The 22,789-nt window shown below is 67.5% G+C and carries 23 protein-coding genes and 4 tRNA genes; 16 read left to right on the forward strand and 11 right to left on the reverse strand.

Features of this window, described 5'->3' with window-relative positions; genetic code table 11:
• Positions 1–2 precede the first annotated feature (2 nt).
• From dut to IFT87_RS08710, 3 genes are read left to right on the forward strand one after another with little or no spacing between them, the layout of a single operon-like run.
• Positions 3–443 carry a dUTP diphosphatase gene (gene dut, locus IFT87_RS08700; protein WP_037533326.1) on the forward strand — a complete coding sequence of 147 codons (441 nt, stop codon included), beginning with the start codon at positions 3–5 and terminating at the stop codon, positions 441–443.
• Positions 440–955, forward strand: a complete 516-nt coding sequence (locus IFT87_RS08705; protein ID WP_192008230.1) for a hypothetical protein — start codon at positions 440–442, stop codon at positions 953–955. Before dut ends, IFT87_RS08705 begins: the two co-directional genes overlap by 4 nt.
• Entirely contained in the window at positions 952–1,707 is a 756-nt protein-coding gene (locus IFT87_RS08710) for a HesA/MoeB/ThiF family protein (protein ID WP_037531158.1), read from the forward strand. Before IFT87_RS08705 ends, IFT87_RS08710 begins: the two co-directional genes overlap by 4 nt.
• A 58-nt stretch (positions 1,708–1,765) precedes the next feature.
• Here IFT87_RS08710 and galU read toward each other — a convergent pair whose 3' ends face one another.
• Entirely contained in the window at positions 1,766–2,635 is an 870-nt protein-coding gene (gene galU / locus IFT87_RS08715; protein ID WP_031394718.1) for a UTP--glucose-1-phosphate uridylyltransferase GalU, read from the reverse strand.
• Between the two features lie 124 nt (positions 2,636–2,759).
• Here galU and wecB point away from each other — a divergent pair, with 124 nt between their 5' ends.
• Together wecB and wecC are read left to right on the forward strand one after the other, a co-directional pair.
• Entirely contained in the window at positions 2,760–3,923 is a 1,164-nt protein-coding gene (wecB, locus tag IFT87_RS08720) for a non-hydrolyzing UDP-N-acetylglucosamine 2-epimerase (RefSeq protein ID WP_052149235.1), read from the forward strand.
• A 12-nt stretch (positions 3,924–3,935) separates the two neighbouring features.
• Complete coding sequence (gene wecC, locus IFT87_RS08725) at positions 3,936–5,231, forward strand: UDP-N-acetyl-D-mannosamine dehydrogenase (protein ID WP_037531160.1); 1,296 nt, start codon at positions 3,936–3,938, stop codon at positions 5,229–5,231.
• Here the strand turns inward: wecC and IFT87_RS08730 are convergent.
• Positions 5,228–6,280: a M48 family metallopeptidase gene (locus IFT87_RS08730; RefSeq protein ID WP_192008231.1), complete on the reverse strand. Its 1,053-nt coding sequence runs from the start codon at positions 6,278–6,280 to the stop codon at positions 5,228–5,230. The two genes, wecC and IFT87_RS08730, sit on opposite strands and share 4 nt — an antisense overlap.
• Positions 6,281–6,402: 122 nt before the next feature.
• Here IFT87_RS08730 and IFT87_RS08735 point away from each other — a divergent pair, with 122 nt between their 5' ends.
• Both IFT87_RS08735 and IFT87_RS08740 read left to right on the forward strand, forming a co-directional pair.
• On the forward strand, positions 6,403–7,203 hold the full coding sequence (locus IFT87_RS08735) for a metallophosphoesterase family protein (RefSeq protein WP_042467448.1): 801 nt from the start codon (positions 6,403–6,405) through the stop codon (positions 7,201–7,203).
• Between the two features lie 169 nt (positions 7,204–7,372).
• Positions 7,373–7,618: a hypothetical protein gene (locus IFT87_RS08740; RefSeq protein ID WP_031394633.1), complete on the forward strand. Its 246-nt coding sequence runs from the start codon at positions 7,373–7,375 to the stop codon at positions 7,616–7,618.
• Between the two features lie 443 nt (positions 7,619–8,061).
• Here IFT87_RS08740 and IFT87_RS08745 read toward each other — a convergent pair whose 3' ends face one another.
• Positions 8,062–8,631 (reverse strand): FKBP-type peptidyl-prolyl cis-trans isomerase, encoded by a 570-nt coding sequence (locus IFT87_RS08745; RefSeq protein ID WP_031394634.1) that lies wholly within the window; start codon positions 8,629–8,631, stop codon positions 8,062–8,064.
• Between the two features lie 133 nt (positions 8,632–8,764).
• Positions 8,765–8,971, reverse strand: a complete 207-nt coding sequence (rpsU, locus tag IFT87_RS08750) for a 30S ribosomal protein S21 (protein ID WP_031394635.1) — start codon at positions 8,969–8,971, stop codon at positions 8,765–8,767.
• Between the two features lie 186 nt (positions 8,972–9,157).
• Here rpsU and cysS point away from each other — a divergent pair, with 186 nt between their 5' ends.
• Together cysS and IFT87_RS08760 are read left to right on the forward strand one after the other, a co-directional pair.
• The gene (cysS, locus tag IFT87_RS08755) at positions 9,158–10,624 is read left to right on the forward strand and encodes a cysteine--tRNA ligase (RefSeq protein WP_192008232.1); all 1,467 of its coding nucleotides are present in this window, start codon (positions 9,158–9,160) and stop codon (positions 10,622–10,624) included.
• Positions 10,625–10,685: 61 nt separating this feature from the next.
• Entirely contained in the window at positions 10,686–11,624 is a 939-nt protein-coding gene (locus IFT87_RS08760; protein WP_192008233.1) for a D-2-hydroxyacid dehydrogenase, read from the forward strand.
• A 37-nt stretch (positions 11,625–11,661) separates the two neighbouring features.
• Here IFT87_RS08760 and IFT87_RS08765 read toward each other — a convergent pair whose 3' ends face one another.
• Positions 11,662–11,817 (reverse strand): hypothetical protein, encoded by a 156-nt coding sequence (locus IFT87_RS08765; protein ID WP_192008536.1) that lies wholly within the window; start codon positions 11,815–11,817, stop codon positions 11,662–11,664.
• Between the two features lie 208 nt (positions 11,818–12,025).
• Between IFT87_RS08765 and IFT87_RS08770 the strand changes: the two genes are divergently transcribed.
• The 6 genes from IFT87_RS08770 to IFT87_RS08795 all read left to right on the forward strand — a co-directional run bounded on the left by IFT87_RS08770 (position 12,026) and on the right by IFT87_RS08795 (position 17,144).
• Positions 12,026–13,399, forward strand: coding sequence for a class II 3-deoxy-7-phosphoheptulonate synthase (locus IFT87_RS08770; protein ID WP_031441317.1), 1,374 nt, complete (start codon positions 12,026–12,028; stop codon positions 13,397–13,399).
• 113 nt (positions 13,400–13,512) lie between these two features.
• Positions 13,513–13,587 (forward strand) — tRNA-Glu (locus IFT87_RS08775).
• Positions 13,588–13,750: 163 nt separating this feature from the next.
• Entirely contained in the window at positions 13,751–14,326 is a 576-nt protein-coding gene (locus tag IFT87_RS08780; RefSeq protein ID WP_084215166.1) for a GNAT family N-acetyltransferase, read from the forward strand.
• Positions 14,327–14,417: 91 nt separating this feature from the next.
• Positions 14,418–16,061, forward strand: a complete 1,644-nt coding sequence (locus tag IFT87_RS08785; RefSeq protein ID WP_249403286.1) for a PAS domain-containing sensor histidine kinase — start codon at positions 14,418–14,420, stop codon at positions 16,059–16,061.
• Complete coding sequence (locus IFT87_RS08790) at positions 16,054–16,659, forward strand: response regulator transcription factor (RefSeq protein WP_192008234.1); 606 nt, start codon at positions 16,054–16,056, stop codon at positions 16,657–16,659. Before IFT87_RS08785 ends, IFT87_RS08790 begins: the two co-directional genes overlap by 8 nt.
• 71 nt (positions 16,660–16,730) lie before the next feature.
• A complete protein-coding gene (locus IFT87_RS08795; RefSeq protein WP_192008235.1) occupies positions 16,731–17,144 on the forward strand; it encodes a response regulator in 414 nt (137 codons plus the stop codon).
• Between the two features lie 23 nt (positions 17,145–17,167).
• On the opposite strand, the gene IFT87_RS08800 is transcribed toward IFT87_RS08795, so the two are convergent.
• The 6 genes from IFT87_RS08800 to IFT87_RS08825 all read right to left on the reverse strand — a co-directional run bounded on the left by IFT87_RS08800 (position 17,168) and on the right by IFT87_RS08825 (position 22,172).
• A complete protein-coding gene (locus tag IFT87_RS08800) occupies positions 17,168–18,214 on the reverse strand; it encodes an acetate/propionate family kinase (protein WP_037529194.1) in 1,047 nt (348 codons plus the stop codon).
• Positions 18,202–20,598 carry a phosphoketolase family protein gene (locus tag IFT87_RS08805; protein ID WP_197975205.1) on the reverse strand — a complete coding sequence of 799 codons (2,397 nt, stop codon included), beginning with the start codon at positions 20,596–20,598 and terminating at the stop codon, positions 18,202–18,204. The genes IFT87_RS08800 and IFT87_RS08805 overlap by 13 nt, the downstream gene beginning before the upstream one ends.
• 79 nt (positions 20,599–20,677) lie before the next feature.
• Positions 20,678–21,361, reverse strand: a complete 684-nt coding sequence (locus tag IFT87_RS08810; protein WP_192008236.1) for an NAD(P)H-dependent oxidoreductase — start codon at positions 21,359–21,361, stop codon at positions 20,678–20,680.
• 285 nt (positions 21,362–21,646) lie between these two features.
• Positions 21,647–21,723, reverse strand: a tRNA-Pro gene (locus IFT87_RS08815).
• Positions 21,724–21,953: 230 nt separating this feature from the next.
• Positions 21,954–22,030, reverse strand: a tRNA-Arg gene (locus IFT87_RS08820).
• Positions 22,031–22,095: 65 nt separating this feature from the next.
• Positions 22,096–22,172: transfer RNA gene (locus IFT87_RS08825), tRNA-Arg, on the reverse strand.
• Positions 22,173–22,266: 94 nt separating this feature from the next.
• Between IFT87_RS08825 and IFT87_RS08830 the strand changes: the two genes are divergently transcribed.
• Positions 22,267–22,782 (forward strand): hypothetical protein, encoded by a 516-nt coding sequence (locus IFT87_RS08830; protein ID WP_192008238.1) that lies wholly within the window; start codon positions 22,267–22,269, stop codon positions 22,780–22,782.
• Positions 22,783–22,789 lie beyond the last annotated feature (7 nt).

Below are 22,789 nucleotides of genomic sequence, written 5' to 3' on the forward strand. Positions count from 1 at the left end.
GCATGACGATCCGTATAGACCTCAAGAGATTGCCGCATGGCGATGGCCTCCCCCTGCCCGCCTATGCGACCGCCGGTGCCGCTGGCATGGACGTGGTCGCGGCCGAGCCGCTGACGCTTGCACCGGGCGCCCGCGCGGCGGTCGCGACCGGCTTTGCGATCGCGATTCCCGAAGGGTACGAAGTGCAGGTGCGGCCGCGTTCGGGGCTGGCGCTTAAGCACGGCGTCACCTGCCTCAACACGCCCGGGACGATCGATTCGGACTATCGCGGCGAGGTGAAGGTGATCCTCGCCAATCTCGGCGATGCCCCCTTCGACATCGCCCGCGGCGACCGGATCGCGCAGCTCGTTCCTGCGGCGGTGGTGCGCGCGAGCCTCGGCGAGGTCGAGACGCTCGACGACACGATGCGCGGGCATGGAGGATTCGGGTCGACCGGACGATGATCGCGCTGCTCCTCCTGGCAGCGTCGCTGGGCGCCGTTCAGGCCCCGGCCGCCGATCCGCAGGCCGCACCGGCGCTGCCCGTGCCGCGGATCATCCCCCCGCCCGTCGTTCCGACCCTGCCCCCCGCGCCTGCGCCATCCGCGCCGCCGCAGGTGACGGGTGGCGTCCCGCTGCCGCCACAGGACTGGAGCGCGCTGCCGGTGTTGCGGCTGCGGCGCACGGTTGCCCCGTCGCTGGATGCCAGCACGTTCGTCCAGCGCGAGGTACTGGCCGGGCGATGCGGAGGCGCGACGCGGACGCCGCAGGGCTGGGTCCTGAACCTCGACCTCGCGCTGCTCGCCGCGGCCGATGGCCGGGTGCGACGGGTCACGCCGCGCGCGATCGACTGTCCGACGGTCGAGCAGTTCGCCGCCGGTCTGCTGCTGGGCGCGGCGCGCAACAATGTCGATCTGCGCGGCGCCGCCTCCGACAGCTGGTACCGCACGACGATGGTGTTCGCGTGGAAGGCATGACGCTCTCCGACGACGAACTCGCGCGCTATGCCCGGCACATCGTTCTTCGCGAGTTTGGCGGCACCGGTCAGCTGCGGCTGAAGGCGGCGACGGCGGTGGTGATCGGCGCCGGCGGTATCGGCTCGCCGGCGATCCAGTATCTCGCGGCGGCCGGGATCGGGCGCCTCGTGCTGATCGACGACGACGCGGTCGAGACGTCGAACCTGCAGCGTCAGACGATCTTCCGCACCGAAGACCAGGGTCTCGCCAAGGTCGAGGCCGCCGCCGCCGCGCTGCGCCGGATCAATCCGAACGTCACGGTCGACACGCACCGCCTGAGGGTCGACCAAGGCAATATCGGCGCGCTGATCGCGGGCGCGGACGTGGTGCTCGACGGCTGCGACAATTTCGCGACGCGGTTCGTGGTCGCCGATGCGGCGCATGCGGCGCGGATCCCGCTGGTCTCGGCGGCGGTCGGACAGTTCGAAGGCCAGCTCGGCGTCTATCGCGGCTGGGAGCCCGACCGGCCCTGCTATCGCTGTTTCGTCGGCGAGAATCCCGAGCGTGCCGAGACGAGCTGTGCGGAGGACGGCATCCTCGGCCCCGTCACGGGCGTGGTCGGCAGCCTGGCCGCGCTGGAAGTGATTCGTGCGGTCGCGCCGTTCGGCGACGATGTGGCGGGCCAGCTGTTGCTGATCGACCTGCTGTCGCTCCGCTTCCGGACGATCCGGCTGCCCAAGGATCCCGGCTGCCCCTGCTGCGGCGGCGGCTGATCCGAAAACGAGCGGGGCGGATGGGCTGAACCCACCCGCCCCGCATCTTGCAGATCGTTCAGCCCAGCAGCGTCTTGGCGAAGGCGCGGACGACCGGTCCGATATCGTCGCGTGCGAGTGCGAGCGCGAGATTGGCCTGGATATAGCCCGCCTTGTCGCCGCAATCGTAGCGCTGGCCATCAAAGGTGAAGCCGTGGAACGGCTGGTTGCCGATCAGCTGCGCCATCGCGTCGGTCAGCTGGATCTCGCCGCCGGCGCCCTTTTCCTGCCCTTCGAGGATGCGCATCACTTCGGGCTGGAGGATGTAGCGGCCCGGGATCATCAGGTTCGACGGCGAGGTGCCCTTGGCGGGCTTCTCGATCAGCGCGGTGACCTCGGTCAGGCGGCCGTCGGTCGCGCCGGGCGAGATGATGCCGTATTTGTCGGTTTCCGAATCGGCGACCTCGAGCGCGCCGATGACGTTGCCTCCGACCTTGTTATACGCCTCGACCATCTGCTTCATGAAGCCGGGCTTGCCGACCATCAGCTCGTCGGGGAGCAGCACCGCGAACGGCTCGTCGCCGACGATCTCGCGCGCGCACCAGACCGCATGGCCAAGACCCAGCGGCTCCTGCTGACGGACATAGACGGGCGAGCCGGGCCGCTGGCGGATGCCGTCGAGCACGGTCAGCGACTTGCCGCGCGCACGCATCGTCGCCTCGAGCTCGTAGGAGATGTCGAAATGATCCTCGAGCGCACCCTTGCCGCGTCCGGTAACGAAGATGATCTGCTCGATCCCCGCTTCCAGCGCCTCTTCGACGGCATATTGGATCAGCGGCTTGTCGACGACGGTCAGCATCTCCTTGGGCATCGACTTGGTCGCCGGAAGGAATCGCGTGCCAAGCCCAGCAACGGGGAATACGGCCTTGCGCAGCGGTTTGATCGTCATTCAGTAGTCCCTTGTATCGTTGCGGGTGCAGATCGTTGCGGGTGCATAAAGCCGCCGAACGGACTCGGCAAATCAACTGCGGCGGTTAGCGCGTCATTAAAGACGTGGGGTGTAGGCGGGTTCCATGTCAAAAATACTCGTCATCTTCGGGACGCGCCCCGAAGCGATCAAACTCTTCCCGGTCATCCGGGCATTGCAGACGCAGCCGGGGCTGGTCGTCAGGACCTGCGTGACGGCACAGCATCGCGGACTGCTCGACCAGGTGCTCGCGATCGCGGGGCTGTCCCCCGATATCGATCTCGACCTGATGGAGCCGGGGCAGACGCTTGATCGGCTGACCGCCCGGCTGCTGGTCGGGCTGGGCGCTGTGATGGACGCCGAGCAGCCCGACATGATCGTCGTCCAGGGCGACACCGCCACTGCAATGACCGGCGCGCTCGCCGCCTATTACCGCAAGGTCCCGGTCGCGCATGTCGAGGCGGGGCTGCGCTCGGGCGACATCCATCATCCCTGGCCCGAGGAAGTGAACCGGCGGATCGTCGCGCCGATCGCCGCGCTCCACTTCGCGCCGACCCAGACTGCGGCGGACGCGTTGCTGCGCGAGAATATCGCCCCCTCGACGATTCACGTCACGGGCAACACGGTGATCGACGCGCTGCACTGGACCCATGCGCGGGTGGCGGCGGATCCGGCGCTCGGCGCTGCGCTCGACCCGGTCGTGGCGGACTGTGCGGGCAAGCGGATCATCCTCGTCACGACCCATCGGCGCGAGAATTTCGGCGACGCGATGGCCGGGATCGCGCGGGCGATCGCGCGGATCGCGGCGCGCGATGACGTCGCGGTCGTTTTTCCCGTGCATCCCAACCCGAATGTCGTGTCGGTGATGGACCGCATTCTCGGCGACCAGCCCGATATCGCGCGGATCGCGCCGCTCGATTATCCGAGCTTCGTGCGCGCGCTGGGGCTGGCCGAGATCGTGCTGACCGATTCGGGCGGCGTGCAGGAGGAAGCGCCCGCGCTCGGCAAGCCGGTGCTGGTGATGCGCGAGACGACCGAGCGCCCCGAGGGTGTCGAGGCGGGTACCGCAAAGCTGGTCGGGACATCGGAGGACCGCATCGTTTCCGAAATCTTCACGCTGCTCGACGACAAAGCGGCCTATTCCGCGATGGCGCGCGCGCACAATCCGTTCGGCGACGGCCATGCTGCGGCCCGGATCGCCGAGACCATCGCCCAGACCATCGCCCAGACCATGGCCCAGCCGGTCGCCAGCGCACCGGCCCATCGTTGAGGATCATCCGTCATGCTTTCCGATACTGAACTGAACGTCGTCGTCATGGGACTGGGCTATATCGGCCTGCCCACCGCGGCGATCATCGCGCGGACCGGCGCGCGCGTGCTCGGTGTCGACGTGACCGAACGCGTCGTCGAGACGATCAATTCGGGGCGCGTGCATATCGAGGAGGTCGATCTCGACGGTCTGGTCTCGGGCGTGGTCGCGCGCGGTACGCTGCGCGCGGCGATGACGGTCGAGCCCGCCGACGTCTTCGTGATCGCGGTGCCGACCCCGTTCGACGCCGCGCATGCGCCCGACATCAGCTATGTCCTGGGTGCCGCGACGACGATCGCGCCGGTGCTGAAACCCGGCGATACCGTCATCCTCGAATCGACCTCCCCCGTCGGGACGACCGAGAAGGTCCGCGACCTGCTGGCGACCTTGCGCCCCGATCTGCGCGTGCCCGGGCGGACCCGCGACCAGGCCGATATCGCGATCGCCTATTGCCCCGAACGCGTGCTGCCGGGACGGATCCTGGTCGAGCTGATCGACAATGACCGCGTCATCGGCGGGATCACGCCGCGCTGTGCGCGCAAGGCGCTGACCTTCTACCGCCGGTTCGTGCGCGGCGCGTGCGTCACCACGACCGCGCGCGCCGCGGAGATGACGAAGTTGACCGAGAATGCGTTTCGCGACGTCAACATCGCGTTCGCCAACGAGCTGTCGCTGATCGCCGACACGATGAACGTCGATGTCTGGGAGGTGATCCGGCTCGCCAATCGCCACCCGCGCGTCAACATCCTGCAGCCCGGCCCCGGTGTCGGCGGGCATTGCATCGCGGTCGACCCCTGGTTCCTCGTCCATGCCGCGCCCGACCAGACGCCGCTGATCCGCACCGCGCGCGAGGTGAATGACGGCAAGACCGATCACGTCATCGCGCAAGTGGCTGCGATGATCGCTGCAGATCCGACCGCGCCGGTCGCGTGCCTGGGCCTCGCGTTCAAGGCCAATATCGACGATTTCCGCGAGAGCCCGGCGATGAAGGTCGCGCTGGCGGTCGCGAATCGCTTCGGGGATCGGGTCCGGATCGTCGAGCCCTATGCCGCGGCGCTGCCACCGGCCTTCGACGGCACGGGTGCGACCCTGATCGACGTCGACACCGCGATCGAGACCTGCCCGATCATGGTCGTGCTGGTCGATCACGACGTCTTCCGTTCGATCCCGCTCGAGGAGCGCAGCGAGAAGACGGTGCTCGATACGCGCGGGATCTGGCCCGACCAGCCGCGCAGCCCCGCACAGCCGGCGGCGCGACTGGCCGGCTAGCGGAGCGGCTGGGTCCGCAGCGCGAGGACGTCGGCGGGCAGGATCGGCCGTTCGGGGCGGCGGACAATGTCCTGGACGGCGGCGTCGAGCGCAGTCGCCCGCGCCTTGGACGAGGCGTGGGTGCGGCTGCGGAAGAGGCCGCCGTCGATCGTGCCGCCCTTCTCGCGCCAGAATTGCGGTGCCGAGCGCGGATCATAGCCGGCATTGGCGAGCAGATAGATGCTGAGCCGGTCCGCCTCGTCCTCGGTCTGGCGGATCAGCCGGCCGTTGCGGCCGAGTTCCGCCATCAGCCCGCGGCTGATCTTCGCGGCGTCGAGCCGGTCGCGGTGGCGCAGGATGTTGTGCGCCAGCTCGTGCGCGACGATCACTGCGATCTCCGGATCGCTATAGCCTTCGAAATACTTCTCGCCGATCTGGACGACCGCGCCGTCCGCGCTCGCATCGAGGCCGCTGCCGAGCAGGATCTCGAATCGCGAGCGGCATCCCGCGACAGCCGGGATCGAGACCGTGACCGCGCGCCCGTCGCGCAGGACCGTCATCGCGATCGGTGCGCCGGGCGGCTGCGCTGCGATCAGCGCCTCGGCGGCGTCGCGGTCGGCGGGGGTTTCCGCGGTGTCCGCGGCACCGATCCCGGGTTGCCGCTTGCCCGCGAGCAGCTGGATCGAATCCCCCGACCGGACGCCTGCGCGCGCGGCCGGTCCGTCGGCGACCACCGCCTCGACCCCCAGCAGCGTTTCGAACCCGAACACGCCGATCGCATTCGGCCTGGCCTCCGCACTATATTGGTTGAGCGCATGGATCGGCATGCCGATCTGCGGCTGAAGACGATCGCACAACGCCGCATTGGCGGAGGTCAGTCGGTATCCGATCGTCGCCAGCCGCAGATCCGCGGCGCGCAGTGCTTCGAAGAATGCCCTGGGCGGGGCCTCCGCGGGTGCTGCAGCCGGGGCGGCGGTGGTGCCGGCGAGGGAGACGGACGGCGGCGGAACCGCGGAGGCCGCACCTGCGCTTAGCAGGACTGCGGGCAGGAGACGCATGACGATCGACATGCAGCCCTGATAGACGGCTTTCAGCCGCACGCCATCCACCCTCGCGCAGGAGTCGACGAACCGCGCCGCGTTGCGACGGCGCGCCCGAGCCTCTATGTGCGGTGCCAACGGATATAGACTTTATGATTTCAAGATTCTTTCGGTCCAAGGCCCCGCGATCCGCGGGCCGGTCCTGCTCGATCCCTGAAGGCCGGCGCGTCTATGCGGTCGGCGACATCCATGGCTGTGCCGATCTGCTCGACGATCTGATCGCGCAGATCGACGCGGACGATGCGGCGCGCGGTGCGGCGGAGACGACGGTCATCTTCCTGGGCGATATCGTCGATCGGGGTCCGGGCTCGGCCGCGGTGATCGATCGGTTGATCGGCTATGCCGCGGCGCGCGCCGACGTGCGCTTCCTGCAGGGCAATCACGAGGAGATCTTCCTCGGCGCGCTCGACGGCGAGCCCAAGGCGCTACGCCTCTTCTGCCGGATCGGCGGTCGCGAGACGGTGCTGAGCTATGGCATGGATGCGGCGGAATATGAGCGGCTCGATTACGAGGAGCTGGTGCAGCGTCTCGCGCAGCTCGTACCCGAGGCGCATCGCGCGTTCCTGGCGGGCTTCGAGGATCTGATCACGATCGGCGACTATGCGTTCGTGCATGCGGGCGTCCGTCCGGGAACGCCGCTCGCAGACCAGCGCGGTTCGGATCTGCGTTGGATTCGCGATCCTTTTCTCGATCATCGCAGCCCGCTCGACAAGATGATCGTCCATGGCCACACGGTGATCGAAGAGGTCCAGACGATGGCGCATCGTATCGGCATAGATACGGGCGCCTATGCGACCGGTCGGCTGACTGCGCTGGGAATCGAGGGCGATCGCACATGGACGTTGCAGACGGCACCCCGCCCCGGCTCGTCGGAAAATTCTCTCGAATCCTGAAAACTATGCCTTCTCGTCTTACTACAATAGGGTATACCCCCAGGGCGATCAGGGCATGTTGCCCGCTCGCAACAGTATGGAACTCTTCCGTACCGTTCCAGTTACCTCGGTTGCGCAAGGTCAGGTTTCGTGCCAAAGACCTACGCGACGAGCACAAAGGGAGTTCATCATGCGTCTTGGGAAGTATCTCCTGACCGCAGCAGCAGCCACGATGGCAGTTGCTCCGGCCATGGCAGCACCGGTTAATTCGGCAGCAAGCCTTTCGGTCTCGAAGTCGGCTCGCGCCGGTTCGGTTACCGCGAAGAAGAACAAGGTTGCAGGCGGCGGCGTTATCGTTGCAGTCCTCGCAGCAGCAGCCGTTGTCGGCGGCATCGTTATCGTTGCCGATAACGACGACGACAGCGACAGCAACTAAGCCTAGGCTCAGTTCTGGAAAATAGCGGTCTTCGGGCCGCTATTTTTTTGTCTGCCGCAGATGGGTCCGGGGCGGATGCGGCGAAACTCCAGCGCCCCTCCCCGTCTTGCACCGCTGCGCAAGCCACCGCGTGCCACCGGGATCGACGATAGATTGCGACGATCCGCGGGACTGAGGCCTGCACAGGAATTCCGGCGGTCGAGCATGATCCACCATGCCGCTCTAATGCCGGATGGTGTTTGACCCCTGACGCGGCGCACCCACCCTTGGCCAAGGCAGGCGGGCGCGAGATGACCCGAGGCGTCACCGGGCGCGTCGGCCGAACCCTGCATGATCCGCGTCACGCCGACATAACAAGGCCGCCCGCGACGATCAGTCACGGACGGCCCTGTATCATGGTGCCGAGTCCGGCGGGTCGGGCGGCGAACCGCCCGACGAGGCGATCAGCGCGGCTGCGGTACCGCGCCGCCGGCGCCCGGCGCACCCTGCTGCATCTGCATCTGCTGCTGCGCCTGCATCTGCTGGACGACGCTCTGCGGCAGGAAGTCGAGCAGTTCGACGTCGAACACGAGCGTCGAGTTGGCCGGGATCGGTCCGCTGGCCTTGTCGCCATAGCCGAGCGAAGGCTTCAGCCAGAAGCGGTACTTGCCGCCCTTTGGCATCAGCTTGAGCGCTTCGGAGAAGCCGGGAACCACACCCGTGACGGGCAGCGGCGTCGGCTGCTGCGACTTGTCGAAGGTGGTGCCGTTGAGGAGCTTGCCCTCGTAATTCACCAGCGCGACATCGGCATCGGTCGGCTTGGCGGCACCGGGCTTGCCCGGCGTCAGAATCTTGTACTGGAGGCCCGACGCGGTCGTGACGACGCCCTTGGCGCGCCCGTTGCGGGTCAGCGGATCGTCACCCTGGCGCGCAAGCGCGACGGCCCCAATCAGCGCGAGCGCGATGCCCAGCCACAGATAGATCAGATAGCTGCGCTTGGTCGGCTGCAGCGGAACGGCGGTGACGGTCGACATCGGACAAACCCCGGGTCATCTGGTCACGCCGGAGCGCCGCGCGTGCCGTAGAATTCGTAATCGGAGCCGCGGTGACGCGGCCCCCAAAACCCTGGCTACGCGTGCAGCCGAGGGTTCCTACTGCAGGCGAAGCTTAGCGTGCGCCGTCGCGCTCGGCGCGCTTGCGCTCGAGCTTGCGCGAACGACGGATCGCAGCCGCACGCTCACGAGCGCGCTTTTCCGACGGCTTCTCGTAGTGGCGGCGCAACTTCATCTCGCGATACACACCTTCACGCTGCAGCTTCTTCTTGAGCGCGCGAAGGGCCTGGTCGACGTTGTTGTCGCGGACGATGATTTGCATAAACCCGTTAAGCTCCGGTCGAATAGATACGAATGGATAGTGCCGTCGCGAACAAGTCCGCGCCGCATGAACGGGAGCCCCTAACAGCGTGTGCCCGCTGTTTCAAGCCAAACCCGCCCGGTCCGTGTCGGGGTTCACGTCGGGAGGCGGTTTGCGGGCCTGCCAAGCCAGCGCTAAGAGCCGCGCATGACCACGCATGCCCTGACCCTGTATAACAGCCTGACGCGCCGGCTCGAGCCGTTTGCGCCGATCGATCCCGCCAATGTCGGGCTCTATTCCTGCGGACCGACCGTCTACAACTATGCCCATATCGGCAATCTGCGTGCCTATGTCTTCACCGACACGCTGTCGCGGACGCTGACGTGGAAGGGCTTTGGGCTAACGCACATCGTCAACATCACCGATGTCGGCCACCTGACCTCGGATGCCGATGCGGGCGACGACAAGATGGAGGCCGCCGCGCGCGCCAGCGGGCAGGATATCTGGGCGATCGCAAGACATTACACCGAAGCCTTCAAACGCAACCTGATCGACCTCCACATCCGCACGCCGACGCGCTTCCCGCTCGCGACCGACCATATCGCGGAGATGATCGCCTTTGCCGAGGCCATCGCGCCGGAGCATTGCTACGTGCTCGAGGACGGCCTGTATTTCGATACCAGCACGGTCCCGGATTATGGCCGGCTCGCCCGGTCAAACGACGATGCCGGAGAGAGCCGGATCGATCCGGTCGCGGGCAAGCGCCACCCGCAGGATTTCGCGATCTGGCGGACATCGGCCCCGGGCGAGATGCGCCAGATGGAGTGGGACTCGCCCTGGGGACGCGGTGCGCCTGGCTGGCATCTCGAATGCTCGGTGATGAGCCAGAAATATCTGGGGCCGCGGTTCGACATCCACACCGGCGGCATCGACCACCGCGAGATCCACCACCCGAACGAGATTGCGCAGAATCAGGCGCGTTGCGGCTGCGCGGATACCGGCGCGAACCTGTGGATGCACAACAACTTCCTGGTCGAACGCTCGGGAAAGATGTCGAAATCCGGCGGGGAGTTCACGACGCTCCAGACGCTTATCGATCGCGGTTTCCACCCCCTCGCCTATCGGCTGATGTGCCTGCAGGCGCAGTATCGCAGCGAGCTGGAATTCTCCTGGGACAATCTGGCGGCGGCGGCGACGCGGCTGAAGCGGCTGGCACTCACCGTGCAGGCGTTGCGCGACCGGGCGGCCCCAGGCAATTCGGCGAGCGATCCCGCCAAACCCGCGACCGACGCCGTCCGCGCGCTGCTCGCCGGCTACCGCGATCGACTCGACATCGCGGTCTGCGACGACCTTGCGACGCCGCGCGCCCTGCCGGTCCTCGACGAACTGCTCGCGGACAAGCGACTGTCGCCCGCCGACCGACTCGCCGCGCTGGCCGATTTCGATGCGGTGCTGGGACTCGATCTCGCAGCCCTGCGCCGCGAGGATCTGCGCGTCCGCCCGGCCTCGGCCACGCTCGACGCCGCAGCCGTCGACGAACGCCTTGCCGAGCGCCGCGCCGCGCGGGCCGCGAAGGACTTCCTGCGGTCGGACGCGATCCGCGACGACCTCGCCAGCGCCGGGGTCGAGGTGATGGACGGTGATCCGCTCGGCTGGGACTGGCGGATCAGCTGATTGGCGGCGGAGACGACTCCGCGCTTTGGCGTCGCACCCGAAGCGCGGTACAGAGGCGGGGATGAAAGCCGTCCTCCCCGCCGCCGCCCGTCCGCTGCTCGAACCGCATCTGCCATCCGATCTCGACGTCGAATGGTTTGCAACGCCGGGCGAGGCGAATGCGGCGATCGCCGATGCGGACATCGCCTGGGTCGACATGCAGCCGACTCACCTGGTGGCGGACGCGATTCGCGCCGCCGGGCCGCAGCTGAAATGGGTGTCGACCATCTATGCGGGACTCGACGCCTTCCCCCTTGCATGGCTGCACGACCGGGGCGTGATCCTGACCAACGGTGCGGGCATCAACGCGGTCGCGGTCGCCGAATATGCGGTGATGGGGATACTCGTCGCCGCCAAGCGCCTCGACACCGTCCTCCGCGCGCAGGCCGACCATGTCTGGCTGAAGGACGCGCCGGGCAAGATCGAGCTTGCCGACACGCGCGCGCTGGTCATTGGCTATGGCACGATCGGCGCGATGATCGGCGATCGGCTCGCGGCCTTTGGCGTCGACGTCACCGGCGTGACCCGGACCGGGCGCGACGCGACGCTCACGCCCGATGCCTGGCGCGACCGTCTCGGGGAGTTCGACTGGGTAGTGCTGGCCGCGCCCTCGACCGATGCGACCAAGACGCTGATCGGCAGCGGCGAGCTTGCCGCGATGAAGGACAGCGGCTGGCTGATCAACATCGCGCGCGGCGACATGATCGATGACGAGGCGTTGCTCGCCGCCTTGCGTTCGGGACAGATTGGCGGGGCGTTCCTCGATCCGACGCACCCCGAACCGTTGCCCGCTGATCACCCCTTATGGTCCGCGCCGAACACGATCCTGACGATGCATCTGTCAGGTCGCAGCCAGACCAGGATGTTCCAGCGCGGGGCGGCGCTGTTCCTCGACAATCTGCAGGCGTACCGCGCGGGGTCTGCGATGCGAAACGTCGCCGATCTCGGCGCGGGCTATTGAACGATAGCGTCGGTGGCAGGCACCGGCGGTCGCACGATCAGCTGCGCGCGGTGCCGTTGTTCGGGCTGTTATAGTCCTTGATCCCGCGACGGCGGCGCGTGTCGCGACGGCGGCGCTTCATCATCATGATCAGGACGGGCACGCCGATCGCGACACCGACGCCAACGATCGAAAATGCAATGATAATTCGCAAGGGAAGATCCATCATCGCCCTGTGCCAAACCTGCCCGACATTGAGAAGCGCTTTCTATACAATCTCGGGCAACCCGCGACCGACCGGATCGCTGCGATCAGCCAAGCCCTGGGTTCGGTACTCGTCCGCCTGCAAGCTTTACTTGATTGCGCCAAAAGCCGATTCGGCGCATGGCCGCGCCTCGAATTCACCAATCGGACGAACAATTATGGCCGCGAACTGGGCCCCCGACAGCTGGACCACGCACGAAGCCCGCCAGCTCCCCTCGTATCCCGACGCTGGCGCGCTCGACGCCGCGACCGCACAGCTTGCGACGTTTCCGCCGCTCGTCTTCGCCGGCGAGGCGCGCAACCTGACCGCGAGTCTCGCCGAGGTTGCGGCAGGCAAGGCGTTCCTGCTCCAGGGCGGCGACTGCGCCGAGAGCTTTGCCGAGCACAGCGCGAACAACATCCGCGATACCTTCCGCGTCATCCTGCAGATGGCGGTCGTGCTGACCTTCGCGTCCAAGCTGCCGGTCGTGAAGCTCGGCCGCATGGCGGGCCAGTTCGCCAAGCCGCGCTCGGCCAATACCGAGACGATCGGCGGCGTCGAGCTGCCGAGCTATCGCGGCGACAACGTCAACGACATCGCCTTCACGGCCGAATCGCGCGCGCCCGATCCGCAGCGGATGATCCGCGCCTATTCGCAGTCGGCGGCGACGCTCAACCTGCTCCGCGCCTTCGCGCAGGGCGGGTATGCCAACCTGCATCAGGTGCATCGCTGGACGCACGACTTCATGGGCCGCAGCCCCTGGTCGAAGAAATATGCCGAGACGGCGGACCGGATCGGCGAGGCGCTCGAGTTCATGGCGGCCTGCGGAATCGATCCGGAAACCGTGCCACAGCTCGCTCAAACCAATTTCTACACCAGCCACGAGGCGTTGCTGCTGCAATATGAGCAGGCGCTGACCCGGCAGGATTCGCTGACCGGCGACTGGTACGACACGAGCGCGCATTTCCTGTGGATCGGCGACCGGACGCGATTCGAGGGGTCGAGCCATGTCGAATATCTGCGCGGCATAGGCAATCCGATCGGCATCAAATGCGGTCCGAGCCTCGAGCCGGATGCGTTGCTGCGGATGCTCGACACGCTCAATCCCGCGCGCATTCCCGGCCGGATGACGCTGATCACGCGCTATGGCTATGATTCGATCGAGGCCGCGCTGCCCAAGCTTGTCCGTGCGGTGACCCGCGCGGGGCATCCCGTCGTCTGGTCGTGCGACCCGATGCACGGCAACGTCGTCAAGGCGGCCAATGGCTACAAGACACGCCCGTTCGAGCGCATCCTCGCCGAGGTCCGCGGCTTCTTCGCGGTGCACCGCGCCGAGGGCACGCATGCCGGCGGCATCCATATCGAGATGACCGGGCAGAACGTCACCGAATGCACCGGCGGCGCGGTCGACGTCACCGAGCAGAGCCTGGCGGACCGGTATCACACGCATTGCGATCCGCGCCTGAACGCCAGCCAAAGCCTTGAGATGGCGTTTCTTCTGGCCGAAATGCTCAACGCCGAAATGGCCGAGCGCAAGAAGGTCGCTGCCTGACGACGACGACCGCCAAGACGATCCGGCGGCAAAACGTGCACCTCGCGCGATTTTGCCGCCGCACCGCCTTGACGCCCGCGCCCCGCTTCCGTAGGAGCGCGGCTCGACTACACGGCCCCTTCGTCTAGCGGTTAGGACGACGCCCTCTCACGGCGTAAGCACGAGTTCGATTCTCGTAGGGGTCACCAAGTCTACCCATTCCGACATCGCTGGGACGTAGTACACCGCGGCATTCGTGTGTGCGGCAACCGTGTCGCTACGTGTTTCCCGACGGTGCAGCGACGGGCGAGCGGGCGCTACCCGGGGCCGTCCTCATTTTCGAGGGCGTGCACCCCGTGGAAGGATGCCAGCATGGCCGATGCCGCCCGCAACACCGATTCGCCAGATACCCTCCCCGCGCCGGCCACCGACTGGAGCGCGGATCTGACGACCCGGACCGGCTACGCGTTTCACGTCCGCCCGATCACGCCGGATGACGAGGCGGCGCTGGCTGACTTCTTCACGCATGTCGGCAAGGAGGATTTGCGCTTCCGGTTCCTCAGCGCGATCAACCATGTCGGGCACGAGCAGCTGCTCGCGCTGCTGCGAGTCGATCACGAGCATAGCGAGCATTTCCTTGCCTGCGAGATCGGCAGCGGCAAAATCCTCGCGACCGCGATGCTGGTCGGCGATGACGACGGGCTGCGCGCGGAGGTCGCGGTCGCGATCCGCAGCGATTTCAAGCGGCGCGGGATCAGCTGGGTCCTGCTCGATCACGTCGCGATGTTCGCGCGGGCCAAGGGCCTCCGCACGCTCGAATCGATCGAGAGCCGCGACAATCACCAGGCGATCGACATGGAGCGCGAGCGCGGCTGGACGGCCGCCCCCTGCCCTGGCGATCCCTCGGCGATGATCCTGCGACTGACGCTGGCATCGCCGCCCGCCTGACCCGTTCTGGTCACAGCGGCATGCGATCGGCCGGCGGTGGCCGGTGCGGCGGTTCTGGTCTATCATGCAGGCCGGCCCCGTACCGGCGACCATGATCTTGGCCGCCGGCGTATCGGACCCGACCGCCGGACAAGGCTCAGAGCCCGATGAACCGCACGCGCCCAGCCCGACCGGCCGCCCCACCCGCATGATCGCGCATCCGTCCGACATGGGCGACGCGGCTGCCGGACGTCCTGCCGTGCTGGCGGAGGAACTCGGCCTGCTGATCGACGCGGCGACGACCTATGCGATCTACATGCTCGACCCGCAGGGGCGGGTGACGATCTGGAACCGGGGCGCCGAGCGGATCAAGGGATGGACCGAGGCCGAGATCATCGGCCGCGATGCCGCGATCTTCTACCCGGCCGAAGACGTCGCGGCGGGCAAGCCGCGCGCCGATCTCGAGCGCGCGCATGCCGGTGGCCGGATCGAGGAGGAAAGCTGGCGGGTCCGCAAGGACGGATCGGAATTTCTCGCGAGCGTGACGATCACCGCGCTGCACGACGACGCGGGCGCGCTGCGCGGCTTTGGCAAGGTGATCCGTGACATCACCGACGAGAAGGCGGCGGAGGCCGCGATCCTGCGGCGCGAACATCATCTGCGCTCGATCCTGAACACCGTCCCCGATGCGATGATCGTAATGAACGAACACGGCGTCATCGTATCGTTCAGCGCCGCCGCCGCGCTCGTCTTCGGCTATGAAACGGACGAGGTGATCGGCCGCAACGTCGCGATGCTGATGCCGCCCGCGAATGCCGCTGCGCATGACGCGCATCTGCACACCTACCGGCGGACCGGGGTGCGGCATGTCATCGGCAATGTCCGGCTCGAACACGGGCTGCGCAAGAATGGCGAGGTCTTTCCGATCGAACTCGCGGTCGGCGAGGCGTCGATCGCGGGCGAGCGGATCTTCACCGGCTTCATCCGCGACATCAGCCAGCGCCAGGCGACCGAGCGCCGGCTGAAGGAGCTGCAGGCCGAGCTGGTCCACGTCTCGCGGGTCAGCGCGATGGGCACGATGGCATCGACGCTCGCGCATGAGATCAACCAGCCGCTGACCGCGATCGCCAATTATCTGGAGGCGACGCGGGACATGATCGGCGACGCGCCGTCGCCGCTGCTGGCGGAGATCGCCGAGGCGCTCGAGCTCGCGGCGGCGCAGTCGCTGCGCGCCGGCACGATCGTCCGGCGGCTGCGCGCGTTCGTCGAGGGCGGCGACACCGCGCTTCGCGTCGAACCGCTCGCCGCGCTCGTCGAGGAGGCGATCAGCCTGGGGCTGCTGGGCGCGCACGAGGCGGGGATCACGGTCACCACCGATATCCGCCAGGGCGCCGATCTGGTGCGCGTCGACCGCATCCAGATCCAGCAGGTCCTGGTCAATCTGATCCGCAACGCCATCCAGTCGATGGCCTGCGCACCCGACAAGCGGCTGACGATCGCGACGCTGGCGGATCGCGAAGGCTGGGTGCGGATCAGCGTGGCCGATACCGGTGCGGGCATCGATCCGGCGATCCGCGAGCGCCTGTTCGACGCGTTCTCAACGACCAAGAGCGACGGCATGGGCCTTGGCCTGTCGATCTGTCGGACGATCGTCGAGGCGCATGGCGGCCGGATCTGGGTCGAACCGACATGCCCCGCCGGTACCGCCTTCCACTTCACGATACCGCTCGCCACACAGGATGTTGTCGATGGATGAGACCAGCCGCGTCGTGCACGTCGTCGACGACGATCCCGCGATCCGCCAGTCGGTCGGCTTCCTGCTGCGCAAGGCGGGCTATGCGGTCGAGACGCATGTGTCGGGCACGCAGTTCCTGAAGCACGTGACGCGCGAGGCGCGTGGCTGTGTCCTGCTCGACGTGCGGATGCCCGATATTGACGGGCTCGAGGTCCAGGCGACGCTGGCGCAGCGGGGCATAGCCCTGCCCGTGATCATGCTGACCGGGCACGGCGACGTCGCGCTCGCGGTGCGCGCGATCAAGGCGGGGGCGATCGAGTTTCTGGAAAAGCCGTTCGAGCGCGCGACCCTGCTCGCGGCGATCGAGACTGCACTCGCCAAGGCCGCGCGGATCGCCCGCGTCCTGCTCGCGGCGCTGACCCCGCGCGAGCGCGACGTGCTCGACGGGATGGTGCTGGGTCGACCGAACAAGCTGATCGCGTTCGATCTCGACATCGCGACGCGGACGGTCGAGGTCCACCGCGCCAATCTGATGGAAAAGCTGATGGCGCGCAGCCTGTCGGACGTGCTGCGCATCGCCTTTGCCGCGGGTCTGGGCGAGACGGCCGACCCGGCCTGAGCGCCCCCCCGTGTTTTACGTACAGACCGGGTCCGCGGGTCCTGTCATCGAAGATCCGACAAGGATCGACGATGACTCCACCGGCCCCGTTTCTGCCTACCAGCCCGGGTATCTCGCTGGTCGACGGCAATCCCGCGCGACGCCGCGCGCGGCAGATCCTGCTACTGTCCGAACGCTATCGGGTACGGTCCTATGCAAGCTGTGCGGCCCTGGTGTCCGATCCGGCATCGCGCGACCATGCGTGCATCATCCTCGATCTCTCCGATCCCCGGCTCGCGGGGCAGGATGACGACGGCATGGCGGCGCTCGCCGCGATGCGGGGCCTGGGCTGGGCTGGCCGGGCGATCCTGCTCGACGGGCGGGTGCCGTCGCCGGACCTGATCGCCGCGGCGGCCCGTCAGGGTGACCGGATCCTCGACCGCGCGACCACCGACGGTGCGCTGCTCGCGGCGATCGCGGCCGCCATGCTGACGCTCGCCGGCTAAGGACGCCGCGCGGATCGATGGGGTCAGCGTGAGGGTGGGCCGATCGCCGCCTGGCTGAGACGGGCGGCATGACGGGCGATCTCGTCATCCTCGCGCGAGGCGACGATCCGGATTGCCATGCCCGGCAGCCATGCCAGGCCGGTACCGATCGCCTGCTGGGTCGCGCGGTCATGTTCGCCGATCCCGCCGGTCAGCACGAGAAGGTCGAGCCCCCCGAGCGTCGCAGCCATCGCTGCGATCTGCTTGCAGACCGATCGCTCGAACATCCGAATCGCGAGGTCGGCATTGGGGTTGCTCCCGGCCGCCGCGCGCAGCACGCGCATGTCCCCCGACAATCCCGAGATCCCCGCCATTCCCGAATCGTGATCGATCATCGTCGCCAGTTCATCAGCCTCGAGCCCGGTCTCGCGGAGCAGGTACAGCAGGATGCCGGGGTCGATATCCCCCGTCCGCGTGGCCATCGTCACCCCGCCTGATGGCGTCAGCCCCATGCTGGTATCGACCGATCGCCCGTCGCGCACCGCGGTGACGCTCGCCCCGTTGCCGAGATGCGCGATGACGAGGCGCGACGGCACGCCGCCCCCGAGCTGCGCCAGGATCGATTCGCACGACAGGCCGTGAAAGCCGTACCGCCGCACCCCGCTCGCACGGTATCGGCGCGGGATCGGAAGGACCTGCGCGACATCGGGCAGATCGGCATGGAAGGCGGTGTCGAAACAGGCGACCTGCGGCATCCCGGGATAGCGCGCACGTGCGGCCGCAATCAGTGCGAGCGCCGCCGGACCATGCAGCGGCGCGAACGCACAGGCCGCGACCAGATCCGCGGTCACCGCATCGTCGATCAGGCAATGCGCGGTACGATGCGGGCCGCCATGGACGATCCGGTGGCCGATCGCGCTTGGCGCCGGGCTGTCCCGCAACGCGGCGTCGAGCGCGTCGAGGACCGAAGCGTGACCGTCGGCGGTCTCGATCGTCCCGCCGACGAGCAACGCGGGGTCCGGGTCGACGGCGTAGAGCCCGTATTTCACCGTCGACGACCCGCTGTTCAGCGCGAGGATCAGCGCGCCCATTGCCAGTCGCGCACCTCCGGCAGATCGTCGCCCTGTTCGGCGATGTACAGCTTGTGCCGTTCCATCGTCGTCCAGTAGCGCGCGGTTTCGCGCGGGACGCGGTCGCGGAACCGCGGGATCCGCTCGATCGCGTCGAGCGCGAGCCGGTACCGGTCGAGATCGTTCAGCACGACCATGTCGAACGGCGTCGTCGTCGTGCCCATTTCCTCGTAGCCGCGGACATGGATGTTGGCGTGGTTGGCGCGGCGGTAGGTCAGCTTGTGGATCATCGCCGGATAGCCGTGGAACGCGAAGATCACCGGTGTGTCGCGCGTGAACAGCGCATCGAACTCGCGCTCGTCGAGGCCGTGCGTATGTTCGGATCGCGGCTGCAGCACCATCAGGTCGACGACATTGACCACCCGGATCCGGATATCGGGGACATAGGCACGCAGCAGCGTCACCGCGGCCAGCGTCTCGAGCGTCGGCACGTCACCCGCACACGCCATCACCACATCGGGCTCGGCATCGTCGCCCGCCCAGTCCCAGATCCCGGCACCCGCGGTGCAGTGCCGCACCGCCGCGTCGATCCCCAGCCATTGCCATTCGGGCTGTTTGCCCGCGACGATGACGTTCACATAGCCGCGGCTGCGCAGGCAATGGTCGCCGACCGACAACAGGCAGTTGGCGTCGGGGGGCAGATAGATCCGCGTGACCCCTGCGGTCTTGTTGGCGACGTGATCGATGAACCCCGGGTCCTGATGCGACAGGCCGTTGTGGTCCTGCCGCCAGACATGCGACGTCAGCAGATAGTTGAGCGACGCGATCGGCCGCCGCCACGGGATGCCGCGCGTCACCTTCAACCATTTGGCATGCTGGTTGACCATCGAATCGACGATGTGGACGAACGCCTCGTAACAGGAAAACAGCCCGTGGCGGCCGGTGAGCAGATAGCCCTCGAGCCAGCCCTGGCACAGATGCTCGCTCAGCACCTCCATCACGCGGCCGTTGGCGGTCAGATGCTCGTCGACCGCCTCGACCTCAGCCATCCAGACCTTGCCCGACACGTCATAGACATCGGCGAGACGGTTCGACGCGGTCTCGTCGGGGCCGAACAGGCGGAAGTTCACGCTCGGCATGTTGAGCTTCATCACGTCGCGCAGATAGCGACCGAACACCCGCGTCGCCTCGGCCATGACCGTGCCCGGCGCGTCGACCGGCACGGCATGCGCGCGGAAGTCGGGCAGCGACAGCGGCACCATCGTCTCGCCGCCATTGGCATGCGGGTTCGACCCCATCCGCCGATGCCCGGTCGGCGCGAGCGAGGCGTAGATGTCGAGGAACTTGCCCGTCGCGTCGAACAGCTCTTCGGGACGGTAGCTGCGCATCCACTCTTCGAGCAGCCGCAGATGCTCGGGGTCCTTGAAGTCGGCGATCGGGACCTGGTGCGCGCGCCACGTGCCTTCGACCGGCTTGCCGTCGACGGTCTTCGGGCCGGTCCATCCCTTAGGCGTGCGGAACACGATCATCGGCCAGCGCGGGCGTTCGGGCGTCGCGCCGGGGGTGCGTGCCGCGGCCTGGATCGCCTGGATCCTCGCCAGCGCGGTGTCGAGCGCGGCGGCGAGCTGCTGGTGGACGAGCGCGGGGTCGCTGCCGCCGACATAGAGCGGCTCATGCCCATAGCCGCGCAGCAGCGCGTCGAGCTCGTCCTCGTCGATCCGCGCGAGGATCGTGGGGTTCGCGATCTTGAACCCGTTGAGATGCAGGATCGGCAGGACTGCGCCGTCGCGCGCGGGGTTGAGGAACTTGTTCGAATGCCAGCTCGCCGCCAGCGCGCCCGTCTCCGCCTCGCCATCGCCGATCACGCAGGCGACCAGCAGGTCCGGATTGTCGAACGCCGCGCCATAGGCGTGCGCCAGCGAATAGCCGAGCTCGCCCCCCTCGTGGATCGATCCCGGCGTCTCGGGCGCGACATGGCTGGGGATTCCGCCCGGCCAGGAGAATTGCCGGAACAGCCGGTGCATGCCCGACCGGCTGCGCTCGATCGCGGGATAGCGCTCGGTATAGGAGCCCTCGAGATAGGTGTGGGCGACCAGCCCCGGCCCGCCATGCCCCGGCCCGATGATGTTGATCATGTCGAGGTCGTGCGCGACGATCAGCCGGTTGAGGTGGACGTAGAGGAAGTTGAGCCCCGGCGTCGTACCCCAGTGGCCGAGCAGCCGCGGCTTGACGTCGGCGATCGTCAGCGGGCGTTCGAGCAATGCGTTGTCGCGCAGATAGATCTGGCCGACCGACAGATAATTGGCGGCACGCCAATAGGCGTCCATCCGGTGCAGCTCATCGGGCGACAATGGATCGGCGGGCGCCACGACATGCGGCGGTGCCTTGTGGGCGAGGCCGGTCAAGAGTGCGGAGTCCGTGGACGATCGGCGGGGATCGCGGGCGGTGTGGGGCACATGTCGATAGTCCTTTGATCGGGGCGCATCAGCAGGCGAGCCGGCTGCTCAGCGTAGGGTCGCGCAGCAGCGCTTCGTCGCCGAACGCCAGTTGCGCGCAGGTGCGGTTCGCCTGCGCGGTGACGGCGTTGAGATGCTGGCCGGCGACCTGCGGATCGAGATGGCTGGTGATATTGGCGAATCGGCGCTGCTCCTGCGACCGCATGCCGAAGGCGTGGACCAGATACTGGTCGACCATGGTCGTCAGCCCCGTCCCGAGCCCCTGATCGTCGAGCCAGACCCGGCTGCCCGCCGCGGTTGTGAAGGTCAGCAGCCGCTTGCCGCCGAGCAGCAGGCTGCGCGCACGCTGCTGGACCGCGACAGGCTCGATCCCTGCGCCGAACACGCGCTCGATATAGCCCTTCATCATCGCCGGCGGGGAGCCGAACCACAGCGGGTAGACGAGGACGAACACGTCGCAGCCAGCGATCGCCGCGCGTTCGTCCTGCACGTCCTGCGCGAGAACCGCCGCATCCCGCGTCGGCAATTCCGCCGGTTTGAGCACCGGATCGAAGCCCGACGCATAGAGGTCGCGCAGTACGACGTGCTGGCCGTTTGCGCGCACCGCATCGCAATAGCGGTGCGCGATCGCATGGTTGAAGCTCGCGGGATCCGGATGGCACAGGATCACGGCATGCCGAAGCTGGGCCGCCACGGGCTCGTCATCCATCATCGCACCGACTCCATCCTGCGCCGACCCTCATCCGGTCGCGCGCCGCGCCGGAGACGGTCAGGGAGTGGAGGAGTACGGCATAGAGCCGCGGGTTCTCAGCCTCGGAAACTACGCACTAGGCAGCGCGCTGTAAGCCTGCGCGCGGCCATCGGCCCGGAGGCGGACAAGTCGGAATGCCGCTCGAGCACGGACACGACGCGACCGGGATCTTATTGGCCTTAACGGCTTTGATGGTGCTAAATAACGGCCTGCCTCCTGGGCGTGCCATGATCATGCGGTGCATGATGGTCGGGAAGAGAGGATTCGAACCTCCGGCCCCTGCCTCCCGAAGACAGTGCTCTACCAGGCTGAGCTACTCCCCGACGGAGTCCGATCGTTACGCCCTTGGGGGACCGACCGGTGACTGGAGGGGCGCCTATACCCAGCACTTCGCAGCTGTGCAAGCGGCCGCAGCAAGAAGTTTGCGAGGGATGTCGAAAAGCACGGGGGCATTGCGTGATGCGACGGGACGGTTGCGTCGCGACATCAATGCAGTGCGGATGAGATGGGAGATAACCGCTTCCGGCGTCGAGCCGCGGCAGGTTGTGGACGATGGTGCACCCAGAGCGATTCGAACGCCCGACCCTCAGATTCGTAGTCTGATGCTCTATCCAGCTGAGCTATGGGTGCATCGCCATGCCGTTTACGGCCGGCCCGTGTCTGGCCGTCTGGCCCCGCCGCGAGGCAGGAAATCCTGGTGCACCCAGAGCGATTCGAACGCCCGACCCTCAGATTCGTAGTCTGATGCTCTATCCAGCTGAGCTATGGGTGCACTGGAGGGGCGCTGATAGCAGGCATTTTTCGCGGCGCAAGGGTGTTGCGCGATAAAGTTGTGTACGCCGCGTCGGCGGCATAGAGCGGCGGGCATGAAACAGCCTTCCCGCCCCGCGCTGATCGCCCTTCTTCTCGTGCCCGCCTTGGCGGTCGGCGCCTGCAGCAAGGATACCGCCAGCTATCCCTCGCTCGGGATCCGCCCGACCGAATCGATCGGCTTTGGCGAACCCGCGGGCAAGCCGGTGGTGGTCCAGCCCGATCCGACGCTCGACACCGACATCGCGGCGTTCCGGACGCAGCTCGACCGGATCAGGACGGGTTTTGCGAAGGATGCGGCGAGCACCCAAGCCGCCGCCCGTGCCGCACGCGGCGGTGCGGTCGGCAGCGAGCCGTGGCTGACGGCCCAGACCGCGCTGGCGGGTCTCGACGACTGGCGGGCGCAGACGTCGCTGCTGGTCACCGATATCGAGCGTCGCGCGACCGATCGCGCGGCGACGCTCGCGCCGGCCTATCCCGCGCTCGATGCGGTGCGCGACGCGGCGCAGGCCGAAGCCGAGAAGCAGGGAACGACCATCGCGCAGATCCAGGCGAGCCTGCCCGCCGCCTGACGCCGCC

Source organism: Sphingomonas sp. CFBP 8765, assembly GCF_014841445.1.
Lineage (GTDB): Bacteria > Pseudomonadota > Alphaproteobacteria > Sphingomonadales > Sphingomonadaceae > Sphingomonas > Sphingomonas aerolata.

What these genes read in the sequence shown, in the direction of transcription:
- dut (WP_037533326.1), top strand. Translation starts at nt 3, where the DNA reads ATGACGATCCGTATAGACCTCAAGAGATTGCCGCATGGCGATGGCCTC.
- IFT87_RS08705 (WP_192008230.1), top strand. Translation starts at nt 440, where the DNA reads ATGATCGCGCTGCTCCTCCTGGCAGCGTCGCTGGGCGCCGTTCAGGCC.
- IFT87_RS08710 (WP_037531158.1), top strand. Translation starts at nt 952, where the DNA reads ATGACGCTCTCCGACGACGAACTCGCGCGCTATGCCCGGCACATCGTT.
- galU (WP_031394718.1), bottom strand. Translation starts at nt 2,635, where the DNA reads ATGACGATCAAACCGCTGCGCAAGGCCGTATTCCCCGTTGCTGGGCTT.
- wecB (WP_052149235.1), top strand. Translation starts at nt 2,760, where the DNA reads ATGTCAAAAATACTCGTCATCTTCGGGACGCGCCCCGAAGCGATCAAA.
- wecC (WP_037531160.1), top strand. Translation starts at nt 3,936, where the DNA reads ATGCTTTCCGATACTGAACTGAACGTCGTCGTCATGGGACTGGGCTAT.
- IFT87_RS08730 (WP_192008231.1), bottom strand. Translation starts at nt 6,280, where the DNA reads ATGTCGATCGTCATGCGTCTCCTGCCCGCAGTCCTGCTAAGCGCAGGT.
- IFT87_RS08735 (WP_042467448.1), top strand. Translation starts at nt 6,403, where the DNA reads ATGATTTCAAGATTCTTTCGGTCCAAGGCCCCGCGATCCGCGGGCCGG.
- IFT87_RS08740 (WP_031394633.1), top strand. Translation starts at nt 7,373, where the DNA reads ATGCGTCTTGGGAAGTATCTCCTGACCGCAGCAGCAGCCACGATGGCA.
- IFT87_RS08745 (WP_031394634.1), bottom strand. Translation starts at nt 8,631, where the DNA reads ATGTCGACCGTCACCGCCGTTCCGCTGCAGCCGACCAAGCGCAGCTAT.
- rpsU (WP_031394635.1), bottom strand. Translation starts at nt 8,971, where the DNA reads ATGCAAATCATCGTCCGCGACAACAACGTCGACCAGGCCCTTCGCGCG.
- cysS (WP_192008232.1), top strand. Translation starts at nt 9,158, where the DNA reads ATGACCACGCATGCCCTGACCCTGTATAACAGCCTGACGCGCCGGCTC.
- IFT87_RS08760 (WP_192008233.1), top strand. Translation starts at nt 10,686, where the DNA reads ATGAAAGCCGTCCTCCCCGCCGCCGCCCGTCCGCTGCTCGAACCGCAT.
- IFT87_RS08770 (WP_031441317.1), top strand. Translation starts at nt 12,026, where the DNA reads ATGGCCGCGAACTGGGCCCCCGACAGCTGGACCACGCACGAAGCCCGC.
- IFT87_RS08780 (WP_084215166.1), top strand. Translation starts at nt 13,751, where the DNA reads ATGGCCGATGCCGCCCGCAACACCGATTCGCCAGATACCCTCCCCGCG.
- IFT87_RS08785 (WP_249403286.1), top strand. Translation starts at nt 14,418, where the DNA reads ATGATCTTGGCCGCCGGCGTATCGGACCCGACCGCCGGACAAGGCTCA.
- IFT87_RS08790 (WP_192008234.1), top strand. Translation starts at nt 16,054, where the DNA reads ATGGATGAGACCAGCCGCGTCGTGCACGTCGTCGACGACGATCCCGCG.
- IFT87_RS08795 (WP_192008235.1), top strand. Translation starts at nt 16,731, where the DNA reads ATGACTCCACCGGCCCCGTTTCTGCCTACCAGCCCGGGTATCTCGCTG.
- IFT87_RS08800 (WP_037529194.1), bottom strand. Translation starts at nt 18,214, where the DNA reads ATGGGCGCGCTGATCCTCGCGCTGAACAGCGGGTCGTCGACGGTGAAA.
- IFT87_RS08810 (WP_192008236.1), bottom strand. Translation starts at nt 21,361, where the DNA reads ATGATGGATGACGAGCCCGTGGCGGCCCAGCTTCGGCATGCCGTGATC.
- IFT87_RS08830 (WP_192008238.1), top strand. Translation starts at nt 22,267, where the DNA reads ATGAAACAGCCTTCCCGCCCCGCGCTGATCGCCCTTCTTCTCGTGCCC.